At 63.9% G+C, this 14,937-nt stretch carries 11 protein-coding genes and 1 pseudogene; 10 read left to right on the plus strand and 2 right to left on the minus strand.

What is annotated here, in order from left to right:
* Positions 1 to 51: 51 nt before the first annotated feature.
* The 3 genes and pseudogenes from EOA13_RS34865 (at position 52) to EOA13_RS34875 (ending at position 3,494) form a co-directional block, all read left to right on the plus strand.
* The gene (locus EOA13_RS34865) at positions 52 to 2,202 is read left to right on the plus strand and encodes a ParB/RepB/Spo0J family partition protein (protein ID WP_127297746.1); all 2,151 of its coding nucleotides are present in this window, start codon (positions 52 to 54) and stop codon (positions 2,200 to 2,202) included.
* 118 nt (positions 2,203 to 2,320) lie between these two features.
* Complete coding sequence (locus EOA13_RS34870) at positions 2,321 to 2,713, plus strand: hypothetical protein (protein ID WP_164780530.1); 393 nt, start codon at positions 2,321 to 2,323, stop codon at positions 2,711 to 2,713.
* 191 nt (positions 2,714 to 2,904) lie between these two features.
* Positions 2,905 to 3,494 (plus strand): annotated as a pseudogene (locus EOA13_RS34875) (DUF1419 domain-containing protein).
* Positions 3,495 to 3,633: 139 nt separating this feature from the next.
* Here EOA13_RS34875 and EOA13_RS34880 read toward each other — a convergent pair.
* Complete coding sequence (locus EOA13_RS34880) at positions 3,634 to 4,098, minus strand: hypothetical protein (RefSeq protein WP_348629779.1); 465 nt, start codon at positions 4,096 to 4,098, stop codon at positions 3,634 to 3,636.
* A 220-nt stretch (positions 4,099 to 4,318) separates the two neighbouring features.
* Between EOA13_RS34880 and EOA13_RS34885 the strand changes: the two genes are divergently transcribed.
* Positions 4,319 to 4,996 carry a transposase gene (locus EOA13_RS34885; protein ID WP_245490574.1) on the plus strand — a complete coding sequence of 226 codons (678 nt, stop codon included), beginning with the start codon at positions 4,319 to 4,321 and terminating at the stop codon, positions 4,994 to 4,996.
* 36 nt (positions 4,997 to 5,032) lie between these two features.
* On the opposite strand, the gene EOA13_RS34890 is transcribed toward EOA13_RS34885, so the two are convergent.
* Positions 5,033 to 6,226, minus strand: coding sequence for a DUF1173 domain-containing protein (locus tag EOA13_RS34890; RefSeq protein WP_127297748.1), 1,194 nt, complete (start codon positions 6,224 to 6,226; stop codon positions 5,033 to 5,035).
* 185 nt (positions 6,227 to 6,411) lie between these two features.
* Here EOA13_RS34890 and EOA13_RS34895 point away from each other — a divergent pair, with 185 nt between their 5' ends.
* The 6 genes from EOA13_RS34895 (at position 6,412) to EOA13_RS34920 (ending at position 14,343) form a co-directional block, all read left to right on the plus strand.
* Positions 6,412 to 10,929: a strawberry notch family protein gene (locus EOA13_RS34895; protein WP_127297749.1), complete on the plus strand. Its 4,518-nt coding sequence runs from the start codon at positions 6,412 to 6,414 to the stop codon at positions 10,927 to 10,929.
* A gap of 13 nt (positions 10,930 to 10,942) precedes the next feature.
* Positions 10,943 to 11,995, plus strand: a complete 1,053-nt coding sequence (locus EOA13_RS34900) for a toprim domain-containing protein (RefSeq protein WP_127297750.1) — start codon at positions 10,943 to 10,945, stop codon at positions 11,993 to 11,995.
* A 236-nt stretch (positions 11,996 to 12,231) separates the two neighbouring features.
* The gene (locus EOA13_RS34905; protein WP_127297751.1) at positions 12,232 to 13,173 is read left to right on the plus strand and encodes a DUF2493 domain-containing protein; all 942 of its coding nucleotides are present in this window, start codon (positions 12,232 to 12,234) and stop codon (positions 13,171 to 13,173) included.
* Positions 13,174 to 13,236: 63 nt separating this feature from the next.
* Positions 13,237 to 13,497: a type II toxin-antitoxin system prevent-host-death family antitoxin gene (locus EOA13_RS34910; protein ID WP_127297752.1), complete on the plus strand. Its 261-nt coding sequence runs from the start codon at positions 13,237 to 13,239 to the stop codon at positions 13,495 to 13,497.
* Complete coding sequence (locus EOA13_RS34915) at positions 13,487 to 13,906, plus strand: hypothetical protein (RefSeq protein WP_127297756.1); 420 nt, start codon at positions 13,487 to 13,489, stop codon at positions 13,904 to 13,906. The genes EOA13_RS34910 and EOA13_RS34915 overlap by 11 nt, the downstream gene beginning before the upstream one ends.
* Positions 13,907 to 14,064: 158 nt before the next feature.
* On the plus strand, positions 14,065 to 14,343 hold the full coding sequence (locus tag EOA13_RS34920) for a DUF1778 domain-containing protein (RefSeq protein WP_127297753.1): 279 nt from the start codon (positions 14,065 to 14,067) through the stop codon (positions 14,341 to 14,343).
* Positions 14,344 to 14,937 lie beyond the last annotated feature (594 nt).

Genomic DNA, 14,937 nt, shown 5'->3' on the forward strand with positions numbered 1-14,937 from the left:
CTTGGAGGTTCGGGGAGAGGCCCCGGGCCGCCCGTTATGGAGAACCTGACCATGGCAAAGAACGCCATTCAGAAGATCGCGATGAACGCCGCGGAGAATATTCCCTATGACAAGCTAATGTTGTCGCAGAAAAATGTTCGGCGCATCAAGGACGGCGTGTCGATCGAGCAGTTGGCGGAAGACATCGGACGGCGAAAGCTGATCCAGAGCCTGAACGTCCGTCCCGTGCTCGACGGCGAGGGCGAGGAGACCGGCACGTTTGAGGTGCCGGCCGGCGGCCGGCGGTACCTGGCGCTCGGCATCCTCATCAAGCAAAAGCGCCTGGCGAAGAACGAGCCAATCCCCTGCATCGTCAACCGCAGGCAGGAGACCTCAGCCGAAGAGGACTCGCTTGCCGAGAACCTGCGCCGTGCAGATCTTCATCCGCTCGACCAGTTTCGTGCCTTCAAGACGCTCAGCGATCAGGGCCTCGATCCCGACGAGATCGGTGCCCGCTTCTTCGTATCGCCGGCCACCGTGAGACAGCGCCTGCGGCTGGCATCGGTATCGCCAAAGCTTCTCGATCTCTACGAGAAGGACGAAATCCGGCTCGAGCAAATCATGGCGCTTTCGATCTCCGACGATCATGCGCGCCAGGAACAGGTCTGGGAGCGGATCTCCAGCTCGCACACGCAGGAACCGTATTACATCAGGCGTCTGCTGACGGAGACGACGGTGCGGGCCGATGATCGCCGGGCCGTCTATGTCGGCGCCGAAGCTTATGAGGCTGCCGGCGGGGTCATCCTTCGCGATCTGTTCGAGCAGGATTCCGGCGGCTGGTTCCAAGATGCCGCACTTCTCGAGCAGCTTGTCTTCGACAGGTTGAAGGTGGATGCCGAGGCGATCCGCGCCGAAGGCTGGAAATGGGTAGATGCGGCGATCAGCTTTCCCTATGGCCACACCTCCGGCATGCGGCGCATCTACGCCGAGGCGCAGGAGCTCAGCGCCGGGGAGATTGAACGCTACGACGCGCTGAAGGCCGAATACGACCAGCTGGATGCGGACTATGCCAAGGCCGAGGATGCCGATGAAGCAATCGAGGCGAAGCTTGACCAGTTGGGTTCCGAGCTCGATGCGATCGATGATCGTCCTCAAAGCTACGATCCCGCCCAGAAGGCCATCGCCGGTGTGTTCGTCACGCTTGCCGCGAACGGCGCGCTCCAGGTCGATGCCGGTTTCGTGCGGTACGAGGACGAGCCGCGGACCGAAACCGGCGACGTCGATGAGGGCGAGGAACAGGGCGCCGACGGCGAAACCCGATCTAATGGCGGCGACGATGGCGATGGTGTTGTTGTCAACGGCATACCGGTGCACGACGCCTCGGGCGACGACGGCGAGGACGATGGCATCAAGCCACTGCCTGATCGGCTCGTCTTCGACCTGACCGCGCAGCGGACGCTGGCACTACGCAACGCGGTCGCCGGTGACGTCGACAGCGCCTTCGTCGCCGCACTCCATGCCTTCGTCCTGCAGGTTTTCTATCGCTTCGCGCCGAACACGTGCCTGGAGATCAGCCTGAAGAGCGGCAGCTTCAGTCAGGTCGACGGTCTTGCCGAGACATCCTGGGCCAAGGAGATCTCCGAGCGGCACGAAGCCTGGGACCGCGATTTGCCAGATGAGGCGGAAGGCCTGTGGGACTTCCTGCTCGGCCTCGATGAAGCAAGCCGCAAGGCGCTGTTCGCGCACTGCGTCTCGCTGACCCTCAATGCGGTGGTCGAACCCTGGAACAGGCGAGCGAAGGCGCTCGAGCATGCAGACGTGCTTGGCCGCTCGCTCCAGTTCGACATGGTCGACGCCGGCTGGACGCCTACGGTCGAGTTCCTCGGGCGGCTCACCAAGGCGCGGATTCTACAGGCTGTCCGTGAAGCGCGTGGCGCAGACTCCGCGCAGCTGATCGACCACATGAAGAAGGACATCATGGCCCGTGAAGCTGCCCGTCTTCTCGAAGGCTCGAACTGGCTGCCAGAGCCGCTGCGCGTTGAGGTCGATGAAGTGTCTGCCGATGCTGGCGACGCGGTCGCCGGCGACATGTCGGTCGAGGCGGCTCTCGACGGCGATGCCGCCGAGCTTCCCGCCTTCCTCGCCGACGATGCGGATCCGTCCTCCGATGAGCCGGTGACCATCGACGGCGACAAGGCGGACCACCTCCAGGCCGCCGAATAATCGGCCTCACGCTCGCACCGGGCCCGGCATTCCCGCCGGGCCGATTTCAGTACCAACTCACTCTCGAGCCCGGGATCGCCATCGCGACCCCGGGCGCTTGCGTTTCATGGAGATCGACATGTTCGACTGGAACAGAAGCTGCTCCTACGACGAGCAGCAGAAGAGACGTTTCCACACCACAGCCCGTTCACGGCTGAAGAAACTCGCCGCCGAACTTGCCCTGCCGCAGGGAAGTTTTGACCTGCGCTCAAACAAGGCGTGCATAGCCGTTTCCGGTGAAATTACCCTGCACCATGACCGCGCCTACATCCAGGTCGGCCAGTTCGGCTTATCCTCAGGTCACGGCATCCTGATCCGCACCTGCAAGGGCCGCAACGACTATACCGGCGGGGCCAACCACTTCGTTGCGCTCGGCATGCTCGACGAGATCCCGGCGCTCGCCGCCGCCGTCCGTGCCATCACCGGGGTTGGTCGAGACGCTTCGCGTTCCTCCGAGCGCCGCGCCGCCTGAACCCTGCAAACCCCATCATCGCGGGTGTACGCGCCGGCCGCAGGCTCGGCCAGTCGACAGCCACAACACCACCAACCAATTGCCACGACGCGGTTCATGCCGCGCTTGGCCGACCTGCGTTTAGGAGAACCCCCATGACCGCACATCCGCCGTTCAGTAAGGTGCTCGACGTCGTCGTCACCCGCGAGCAGATGTTCCAACTGTTCAGCCGACACAAGGACACTCCCGGCATCGATCCGCTTTCCGGCACTCCCTATTCAGGCGAGTGGTTCGAGATCCCCGCGTCAGAATACCACTTCATACTCGATTTGATGCCGCCGCTGTTCATGCGCACCGGCATGTTCGGCATGTCGGAGTTCAAGGCCGGCAACGTGACAGCGTATTCTTCGCGATCCGGATCCGCGGGCGCGAGCGCTGGTTTCATGGCTTCTGCGATCTCACGGATCGGCAGTCGCCAGACAAGATGCGCGCCGCCATCATCGCCCACGAGACCGGCGCGAGCGATAGCATGACCCGCGCGGAAAAGCTTGAGGCGATCTGGAACATGACCCCTGTCGAGCTTAGGGGGATCGCCCGCAATGCAGATCCCGAGACCGGTGGGCCGAACATCGCGGCAAACGCACGATTCTCGTTAACGCCGGAAGGCATGGTGCTGTCTTCAAGCTGCTCGATGATCTGTCGGATCTCGAGATCGACGAGTTCCTGTCCAAAGTCCGATTGCGTCGGAGCTGATGAAGGAAGACGACGATGGCCATCTATAAGAACCGCGCTTTGGCGGTGAAGCGTCTCCATCACGGGGAGCGACTTTCGCTCAATGGATGCACCCGCGTACGGCCCATCCTCAAGCTGTTGAGGCATGCGAGACCGTATGGCCAACTGCCCCGAGGATACAAGCATCCGGCCCTCAGCAAAACGTGGCATCAGTGCCTGCGACGCGGGAGGTACCCGGCATTGCGTAAAGCGCCGATGAACAGGCTGGCCGAGCCGGCGATCGTCGTCCTGGCCTGCGTTGCGAGCGGCAGCGTGTTCCAGTCCTCCAACGGAGCGATAAAGCAGGAGAAAGTGCCATTGACCATGCAATGGCTGGTCAACAAGCCTTGCTTATCCAGCACGAGAACGCCTGTCTGATTGCTTGGATACCGGATGGCGGCGACGCGCTGAAATTCCATGTCGCCATCGATGCGCAAATTGAAAAGCAGCACGCCGTGGCTTCTGTGGGCGATTTCTTCGACTTTTTCCGCGAAAGGAACAGAAAGCGCCCGAACGCTGTCGACCGCCATCCCGAAAACAAGCGCGTCCAGCTCATCCGCCCCCATGAGAAGATTAGTTGCCAAGAAAATTGGGATTGCAATCGCTCCAGCCGGATTGTGCACAGCATCCCACACCGCCGGCTAGACGCCTAAGCATCTCGTGTACGATGCAGCTCTCTCTGTTGGCGTGTTTGCCCGCGTTGATTGAGCCGATTGCCCTAGGCCCATGACACACCGCTTGCTCGTTGCGGGGCTTCTCCGATAAAGCACGGCGAGAGCGATAAGATACGTCGGATACTCGCTAACACGAACAGCGACTTGGCTTGCAAGTCATGCTCACATGAAGGAACAGACTATGAAGCGCCAGATCCGGCCATTTATCGTAGAAGTGAAACAGAAGCGCGGCAAGCAAAAGCCAAGCAATTCGATCTGGGGTGGTCTCGACCTGTCCAAAATTGTCACGGAGATGACGCAGCCGGCTCATGCTGCTCCGCTCCCAAATTCCCAGGTCATTGACTTCACTATAAGACCCCTTGATGCTGAAGAAGGGGAAAGACCACAAGCGGAGTATATGATGGCCGATTTTCAGGATGATCAGACTGTTCAGACGACAGTAGCGCCAGCCAGAGTGCCTGAATCGAAGAAGAAAGTTCCGGGAGCAAAGAAAGCGAAGGCAGAGCTCGTAAAGCCGGTCCGCAAGAACGGAGCGAAACCTGCGCCCCAGGCCGCGGAAGCTCCCGTGGCAGCGAAGACCGCCCGAAAGACCTATTCTGAGAAGGAACGCGCCCAGAAGCTTGCCCAGATCGAGAAATCGATCGCTGGCGGCGCGACCAGCAAGATTGCGGTTGGCCAGGCCGGCATATCCGAGCAGACCTACTATTATTGGAAGAGGGCTGCCGCACCTTCTTCAGACAGCGGCGATCTCCGTGATCTTGTCGCGCTCGAAGAAGAAAACAAGCGCCTCAAGAGCCTGCTTGCCGAGCGTCTGCGCAAGGAAAATGCCGAGCTCAAGAGGAAGCTGGGCCTGGCCTAAGACATACTGAAGCAGCCACGGAAATTCCGCCGACACTCAAGGCGGTAGCGGCGGCATATCGCCTTCGCCGACCCGCCACACCCAGGAGCCGATCTCCGGTCGCGCGGCGATCATTTCGTCTAGCGACACTTCGAAGTTCTGGTCCGCTCCGGCCGGAACGACAAAGAGCGCGATCGGCTCGTCCCTGGTCTGAAGCAACGCATTGGCGATCGGCTGGTCGGGTTGCAGGTCAAAGCGCAATCCCTTCACGCTCTTCTCGCGAAGGCGGGCGAGCCCATCGACGAGCCTTTTCTCCGGGACAGTCTCGTAGGGAATCCAGTTCTCGGACACCACCATCAACGCGACCTCCTCGACAATGGCGAGGCCGGCCAGGTTCAGTCCGAACGTCGCGATCGTCATGAGATGCGAGCTGGAATCCGCTGCCCACAACGACAATTCTTTTTCAAAACGCGCCTGCAAGCGGCGATGCAATGCATCGTCGATGATGAAGGGAAAACCGGGCAGGTGCCTGATGACGAGTTTCTGACCGGAGCGGGCGGGCACGATCTCCTTCACTTCGCCGACCAGGACGAGCAACTTTCGTGGACCTGATTTCGGCGGGAGCGCCGTGCCGAGAACCGCGTTGCGACGCTGCTCGATGGCTTGCCTGTTCTCGGCCCGAAACGGCTCGGGCACGAACAGGATATCGGCGAGTGGTCCGCCCCTCACTGTCATTTGCCCGGCAGCCTCAAGGAGATGCCAGCGGACATTCCACCAATGCCGTTTGCCGGCCCACCTCGATGTCCAGACCGTCAGTTCGGCCTCGTGCCAGAGATAATGAAGCAGGCCACGCAGCGACATTCTCCTGGGATCGGCGGTTACGCTGGCGGAACTTTGCCCCGCAGGCACCGATGCCGCGCGGCTCCCTGTCTTCGACAGGCTGAAGTCCAACTTGAGGGCGGCCAAGCCGTTTTGCGGATCGAGCTCTATCGCGCTGCCCATCAAGGCGCCCAGCCCGGACAGTTCATAAGGTGATTCATAGGAATCGCAGGACGGATCATGCCCGCCGCCGCTGAGCGGCATGCGCTTGATCAGATGAAGGTCGCCGATGCGGGCGATGTACATCGGGCAGCCTGGCTCGCGACACAGGCATAGCGGACGCTCGGTGCGGGCATAGGCGCTTGCAAGCGCCGCCTGCAGGTCAGGCGCTGCCTCATCGTAGACCGCACTGCCAATTCTAAACCGTCGCATCACCTCCACAGCTCCAGGTCGCCGCCGCATCCCTGTGCGCGCATTCAAGTCATGGGTTTGGAGAGAGCGCAACCCCTTTGGTGCATCGGCGCCAGAGGCAGAGGGGAGCCGGGAGGCGTGCGGCCCGGCTGGCGCGCAGAGAGTGTCCGCGCGGGCGCCACTCCCCACTCGCGAAGGACATTTCCATGAACATTGTTTCGCCCACACCGGCCGTTGCCCGGACTGCTGCTCCCCTGGACACGCCGACGCCTGCCTCCATCAACAACGCCCAGGCAATCCATCAGGCGGGAACGCTGCTTTTGCCTTTCCTAGAACAGGGCGAGCCTGTCACCACCGCCGCACTGCGCGCCGCCATGACGACCAGTTTTGGCGGCAGCGATGCGCAAGGGTTGTGGGTCTGGAAGGACGCCTATGAAGCGCTCGAAGTTGCCCAGGTGCTGTTTTTGCGCCGGTTCGGCCCTGCCATCCTGTCGCGGTCGACCACGCCGCAGGCAACGCTGGCGATGATTAAGCGCATTGCCGAACTACTTCCCACCCATACGCGACGGTCCGACGAGAGCCAGGCCCTGCAGCAGCTCTCCACACCCTTGCCGCTGGCCTTCGTCACGGCGCACGCCGCGACGATCGCATCTTGCGACCTCGTTCTCGAACCCTCGGCCGGCACGGGCCTGCTCGCCGTTCATGCCGAAATGGCGCGCGCCTCGATCGCCCTCAATGAGCTTGCCGCGACGCGGGCCGATCTCCTCGGCCTGCTGTTCCCCAGGGTCCCCGTCTCCCGGCACGACGCCGCCCATATCGACGATCATCTCGACGCGGCCATCGAGCCGTCCGTCGTGCTGATGAATCCACCCTTCAGCGTCGGCGCCAATGTCGAGGGCCATGTCACTAATGCGGCATGGCGGCACCTCTCTTCCGCATTCGCACGCCTGCGTCCAGGCGGGCGCCTCGTCGCCATCACCGGCACCGGGCTGTCTCCGGAAAACCCCAAATGGCGGCCGGCCTTCGAACGCCTGCAGCAGCAGGGCACCGTCATCTTCACCGCGGCGCTCGACGGTCGTGTCTACGCCCGCCATGGCACCACCACTGAGACCCGCTTGACCATCATCGACAAAGTTCCTGCTACCGACCCGACCGGGTTCGTCCGGTCGCCGGGCAAGGCCACTGATGTCGAAACGTTGCTCGCCTGGATCAGGGATCTGCCGACCCGGCTACCGGGCGGTTTTCCCGATTCGATCGGCGCGCTGTCCAATGTCATCCCGCGCAATGCCGCCATGCACATGAGCGGCCGATCGGCCGCGAGAGCTTCACCCCTCGCTGTCTCAACGGCGGTCCGCCCGATTGCGCGGGCGAAACCAGCTAGCCAGGTCAAGGCAAACAGTACGCCGGCAGTCCCCCTCGCCTATGAGCTACGCGACTGGATGCCGGAAGAGGGCGGCCGGCTCACCGATTCGATCTACGAACCCTACGCGCTCCAGTCGATCGACATTCCCCGCGCAAAGCCGCATCCGACGCCGCTCGTGCAGTCGGCCGCAATGGCCGCCGTCGCGCCGCCAAAACCTTCCTATCGGCCGCTTCTTCCTGATGCGATCATCGACGAGGGCCTGCTATCAGACGCCCAAATCGAAAGCGTCATCTATGCCGGCGAAGCCCATTACGGCCATCTCACCGGCGCCTGGACGGTTGACGAGACCTGCGATTTCGTCTCCGCCGCGCCAGAAGGTGCTGAGAACGCGGTCCGCTTCCGCCGTGGATGGTTTTTGGGTGACGGAACCGGCTGTGGCAAGGGACGGCAAGTCGCCGGCATCATCCTCGACAACTGGCTGCGGGGGCGCCGCCGTGCAATCTGGATTTCCAAGTCCGACAAATTGCTTGAAGACGCCCAGCGCGATTGGGCGGCACTTGGCCAGGAAAAACTTCTCGTCCAGCCGCTCTCACGGTATCGGCAGGGCACGCCGATCCGCCTTGCAGAGGGCATCCTTTTCACGACCTACGCGACGCTCCGCTCGCAGGAACGGGAGGGCAAGAAATCCCGGATAGCCCAGATCCTCGACTGGGTAGACCAAGAGTCAGGGAGGGCCGAAGGCCCGACGGCGATCAAAGAAAACCCGACGAGGATTGGAGGAAACCCGTCGGGGGCGAAAAAATCTTTCGATGGCGTCATCGTCTTCGACGAGGCCCACGCCATGGCCAACGCAGCTGGCGGCAAAAGCGAGCGTGGCGACGTCGCCCCGTCGCAGCAAGGAAGGGCGGGACTGCGGCTGCAGCACGCCCTTCCCGACGCGCGCGTCGTCTACGTCTCCGCGACCGGTGCCACCGCGGTCGAGAATCTCGCCTATGCGCAGCGTCTCGGCATCTGGGGCAGCGAGGATTTTCCCTTCGCCAACCGCGCCGAATTTGTCGCCGCGATCGAGGATGGCGGTGTCGCGGCGATGGAAGTGCTCGCCCGCGATCTCAAATCGCTCGGCCTCTATGCGGCGCGTTCGCTCTCTTATGACGGGGTCGAATACGACTTGCTCGAGCACGCGCTGACCGAGGAACAGATCCGCATCTACAACGCCTATGCAGATGCATTCCAGGTCATTCACAACAACCTGACCGCCGCGCTCGAGGCGACCAACATCACCAGTGAGTCCGGCACGCTGAACCGCAACGCCAGGACAGCGGCGCGCTCAGCCTTCGAGAGCACCAAGCAACGCTTCTTCAGCCATCTCATCACCTCGATGATGACGCCCACCCTGATCGGCGCGATCGAAAAGGACCGGGTCGAAGGTCATTCGGCGGTCGTGCAGATCGTCTCGACCGGCGAGGCGCTGATGGAACGACGGCTTGCCGAGATTCCGACCGAGGAATGGTCTGACCTGCATGTCGACGTCACGCCGCGCGAGTACGTCGGCGGCTACTTGATGCACTCCTTCCCCACCCAGTTGTTCGAGGAATATTCCGACGCCGAAGGCAACGTCTATTCGCGGCCGGTCCACGACGCCGGCGGCAATCCCGTCCAATGCCGGGAGGCCGTTCGCCGGCGCGACGAGATGATCGAAAAACTCGCATCGCTGCCGCCTGTCGGCAGCGCGCTGGACCAGATCATCCATCACTTCGGCATCGACATCGTCGCCGAGGTGACTGCCCGCGCGCGGCGTATCCTCAAAAAGACCGGCCGCGACGGCATCGAGCGGCTCGCCGTGGAAAACCGCCCTGGCTCGGCTAATCTCGCAGAGACCCAGAGTTTCATGGATGATGACAAGAGCATTCTGATCTTCTCCGACGCCGGCGGCACTGGCCGCTCCTACCACGCCGATCTCGGGGTCAGGAACCAGAGGCTGCGCAAGCACTATCTGCTCGAAGCCGGCTGGCGCGCCGACAACGCCATCCAGGGTCTCGGGCGGACCCACCGCACAAATCAGAAGCAACCGCCGCTGTTCCGGCCCATGGCCGCCAATGTGAAGGCCGGCAAACGCTTCCTGTCGACGATCGCCAGGCGGCTCGACACGCTGGGCGCGATCACGCGCGGCCAGCGCCAGACCGGCGGGGCAGGGCTGTTCCGTGCCGAGGACAATCTCGAAAGCCCCTACGCGCGGGCCGCACTTCGCCAATTCTACATGCTGCTGCATCAGGGCAGGATCGAGGGCTGCTCGCTCACGACCTTCGAGACCGTGACCGGCCTGTCGCTGACGACTGACGAGGGCGGGCTGCGCGACGAACTGCCGCCGATCACGACCTGGCTCAATCGCCTGCTGGCGCTGCGCATCGAAACCCAGAACCTGCTGTTCGAGGTGTTCGAGCAGTTGATGGCGGCGAAGGTCGAGGGCGCGATCGCTGCCGGCTCCTATGACAAAGGTCTGGAGACGATCACGGCGGAGAGCATCGTCGTCACCGATCGCCGCACCGTCTACGCGCACCCGGTCTCGGGCGCGCAGTCGCATGTGCTGACCGTCGCGCGCAAGGACCGTACACGGCCGCTCAGCCTCGTCGACGCGCTGGCCATCGTCCGGGCGGAACCGCAAGCGGTTCTGTTGGTGAACACGCGATCGAACCGCACGGCGATCCGGGTTCCCACGGCGAGCCTGATGCTCGACGACGGAACCGTCGAACACCGAGTGCGCTTGCTGCGGCCAACGGACGAGGTGCGCTTCGGTCTCGACGCGCTTGCCGAAACCCACTGGCAGCCGACCGACCGAAAATTGTTCTGCGACCTGTGGCAGGCAGAAGTCGCCGCCGTCCCGGAGTTTACCACCAGCACCTTTCACATCGTGACGGGTCTGCTGCTGCCGATCTGGCGTCGGCTGCCGGACCATGATTGTCAGGTCTACCGGATCCAGACCGACGCCGGCGAACGCATCATCGGCCGCCACATCGCGCCGACGCTGGTCGCGACCATGTTTCGCAATCTGGGGCTCGACGATGTACCCAAGCTCGCGCCGGAAGATGCCTGGACCGGGCTTGTCGACGGACGGATCGGGCTGCAACTCGCCGATGGCCTGATTCTACGCCGCAGTCGGGTCATGAACGACTACCGTGTCGAATTGATTGGCTTCACCGACGCGATGGTCCCTCGGCTGAAGGCGCTGGGGCTGATCTCCGAGATCATCTCCTGGAAGCTGCGGCTGTTCATCCCGACGACCGCGCAAGGGTCCGCCATTCTCGCCACGCTTATCGACAGCCATACGCTGGTTGGCGTCACCGACCGAACAGCAGCGGTTTGAGGGGGAAGCGGTCATGTCCGGCTCGGCATCCGAGCTGGCACGCCGCCTCGGCGAACATGCCGAGGCGGCGTGCCGCGAATATCTCTCCAACGGCCATCGCTTCGGCAATTACTGGATGGTCGGTGATGTCCGCAACACGCGCGGCCGTTCCATGCATGTGCGGCTCAAGGCGGTTGGCGGCAAGGCAGCGGGAAGATGGGTCGACGAGTCGTCGGGGGAATATGGCGACCTGCTCGACGTCATCGAGCAGAGCTGTGGCCTGGTCGACTTCCGCGAGGTCGCGGATGAAGCACGTCGCTTCCTCTCCATGCCGCTGCCACCGCCCCAGCCCCTTGGCTCGCATCGCCAGCCTGCTGCGACACGCGGCTCGCCTGACGCTGCGCGTCGCCTGTTCGCCATGTCCCATCCGATCGCCGGTACGCTGGCCGAACGCTATCTTGCCGGTCGCGGCATTTTGCTTTCGACGCATGAGCGCGCGCTGCGCTTCCATCCTGGCTGCTACTACAGGGATCTCGTCACGGGCGAGACGCGGACCCTGCCTGCGCTGATCGCCGCTGTCACCAGCCTCGACGGGCGTATCACCGGCCTGCAGCGCACTTACCTGTCCTCTGGGCTGGACCCGAGTGGCAAGGTCGGCAAGGCGCCGGTCGCCGATCCACGCCGCTCGCTTGGTCACCTGCTGGGCAACGGCATCTGGCTAGGCCAACAGTCCGGTGCGCCCGTCATGGCCGCCGGCGAGGGCTTCGAGACGATGGCGTCGCTCCGGACGGTAATGCCGGCGCTGCCGTTGGCTGCCGCCACCTCAGCCAATCACCTCGCCGGCCTGATCTTCCCGCCTGGCTGCCGTCGCCTCTACATCGCAGCCGATGCCGACGCCGCCGGCCGGCACGGCATAGAGCGTCTCAGCCAGCGCGCAGGCGAGGCAGGGATTCTCGCCCTGGTGCTGCGGCCGCAGCTCGGCGACTTCAACGACGATCTGCGTCATCTCGGCCAAGCCCACCTCGCGGCATGGCTCCGCGATCAACTCGTCCCGGAGGATGACCGTCTCTTCCTGCCGCCCGGATGAATGGGTCGGGCCGGCGCGGCGTCGCCGGACAGCCTGCAGACATGGCGGCGGTCTACCGGAGAGGCCGCGCCCGCGGCCTGCCCGAGAGGCGACCCCTGCCACCCCCCGGTCACGGCCGCAACGGCTGCGCCGTCCTCCGCTCGCGCTTCGGCCTTCGGTGCGGCCGCGCCCGCGGCGCGGCCGGGATGCGCTGTCAGGCCGCGATAGGCGCGGCCACAACCGACGGAGAACACGCCATGACCTACGAGCTTCCTTTCGACGACGCCTACGAACCCTACCACGCCTCCTCGCCGACCGACCGCGTCATCCTTGAGTTGCAGATGTACGGCCACCGTCCGCATCAGGACGAGCCCGATCCTCGGCCGCTTCCCGACGACGAAGTGATCCGGTCCGGCCTCGCCGGGATCGTCGAGACCTTCGCCGGCATGCTTGGCGACACCAGACTCGAACCCGATCTCGACGACCTGCTCTGGTCCTTCGTAAACGTCTTCCACCGGGCCGCCGAGCGCGTCGCCCGCAGCCTCGACCGCAACGAGGAGGCGCAGCGTTCGAGCCAGCAGGAACAGGACGGTTCCGAGGTGAAGTCCGTCGAGCTGGAGCGGCTGACCGCGGAAGGCATCAGCTATATCGAGCGCCGCAACGTGCTCGAAATCATGCGCGATGAGGCCGCCGATCTCTACGAGGCACAAACCGGATCGGCATGGCGACCGCGCACTGGCTCCAAGGTCGGCCACCAGGCGATGACCGCGGCGGTGATCGACAGCCGCGACTTCCTCGCCGCCCGCCGACACGCCGAAACCGAGGTGCTCGTTCCAGCAGGGACCAAGATCGCCTTCGCCGGCGGCCTCGACTGCAACGATCACGACAGGATCTGGGACGCGCTCGACAAGGCTCGCGAGAAGCATCCCGACATGGTCCTGCTCCACGGCGGCAGCCCGCGCGGCGCCGAACGCATCGCCGCCTGCTGGGCCGAGAACCGCAAGGTCACCCAGATCGCCTTCAAGCCGGACTGGACCCGGCACGCCAAGGCAGCCCCGTTCCGCCGCAACGACCAGCTTCTCTCCGTGGTGCCCTACGGCCTGATCGTCTTTCCCGGCTCCGGCATTACCGACAACCTTGCCGACAAGGCCCGTCGGCTCGGCATCCCCGTCTGGCGGTTCGCGGAGGGCGGCGCGTGAGCGCCGTTTTCTTGCAAATCTGGCGAATCTAGATAATATGGAGATCAATCAAGGAGTCTAGCCATGCGCCAGTTCACGACGGGGGATCTCAACAAGCAGGTTGGCGACGTCACCGACGTTGCCAGCCGCGAACCCGTTATTCTTACCAAGCACCGGAAACCCCGGTTCGTGCTGATGAGTTACGAGCACTACGAACGGCTGCGCATCGGCGGCGATCCCCGCCGCGCATACCATGTCGCCGAGATGCCGGAGGAACACACGGAACTCTTCGCCGCCGAGATCGACCGATTGGCGCGCGGGGAAGGATACGATGATGAGCGGTAGATTTCTGCCCGGTCAGGTGATCTCCTATCCTTATCTTTGGGCATGGCAATACGAGCGCGGCGAAACGGAAGGCCGCAAGAGCCGGCCGACCTGCGTGGTCATCGCTGTCCGCGGCGCAAGAGTTGGCCTGACCCATCTCGCGCTCCTGGCTATAACCACCCAGCCACCGACCAGCGATCGGGTCGGTTTGGAAGTCTCCGCTATCGAGTGCCGCCGCGCCGGTCTGACCGATCTCAAACGCTGCTGGATAGTGGTTGACGAATACAACTACGATATTGCCGAACGCTCCTGGTACATCGAAGCCGACGGTAAGCCCCTCGGTCGTTTCAGCAAGGCATTCATGATGAAGATCGCAGGCGCCCTTATCGAAGCGCGCAGCGAGGGCCGCCGCGTCAGCCGTCTGGATTGACGTTCTCTTTCGCGGCAGGGAGCATACCTCGGATCGGATCAGTCCGCCGTTTCCGCATGCCTGTACGCCGGTCGCAGGAACAGGAATGTTGCGTCACGCAAATCCGGTGTCATGCTGCATTGCACGGACGTATGTCCATTCGACACAGGAAACGTACCATGGCCGCCGCCGCAAATAGGAAGATATCCGTCTCGATGCGGTTTCGCGACGACGATCTCACGATCATCGACCGCGGCGCGGAACTGCTCGGCCTATCGCGCACCGAGTTCATGCGGCGCGCAGCACTGCACGAGGCGCAGGCGGCCATCGTCGACACAACCGCCATCGTGTCCCCGGAAGCCTATGACGCTTTCATGCAGGCGATCTCAGCCCCCGCCGCTGCGCCTCCGCCGAAGGCGGCCGAGCGGCTGCGCCGGTCCCCGCCTTGGGACCGTTAGGTGGCGCTTTCAGGCATCGAACTCCTCGATGACACGCACCGCCTCGACAGCTTCGATTGCGGAAAGCCGGTACTCAACGCCTGGCTGGCTGGCTTCGCGCGAACGAACCAGGCCCGCGGTTTACCCGCGTCCTGATCGTTCACGACGAGGGCACAGTCGTCGGCTATTACGGCCTCGCGCCAGGCGTGATCCAGCCAAACAGCGCACCGCGCGCCTCCGCACCGGCCGGCGGCCCGATCCGACCCTGTTAATCGGACAACTCGCCGTCGACCACCGCCATGCCGGGCAAGCCGTCGGCAGCGGTCTGGTCAAGGACGCGCTGCATCGCTGCGTCGCCGGCACCGACATCGTCGGCGGCCGCGCGGTGGTGGTGCGGGGCTATCGACGCCGAGGCCGAGCGCTACTGGTAGAACTCGGGCTTCATTCCCGCGCGGGACAATCCGTCGGTGCTCATGCGCTCGATCCAGGACGTGAGCCTCTGGCTGGCCGACAAAGGCCACTAGCTCCACGCGCGTAGCGCCTCCGGCAGCGGCAGGGGCCGGCGCGCCGGCCTACGGCCGGCCGGGCTCTCGTCGCGGGCCCCCGCCGCTCCCC

Source organism: Mesorhizobium sp. M7A.F.Ca.US.011.01.1.1, from assembly GCF_003998295.1.
Lineage (GTDB): Bacteria > Pseudomonadota > Alphaproteobacteria > Rhizobiales > Rhizobiaceae > Mesorhizobium.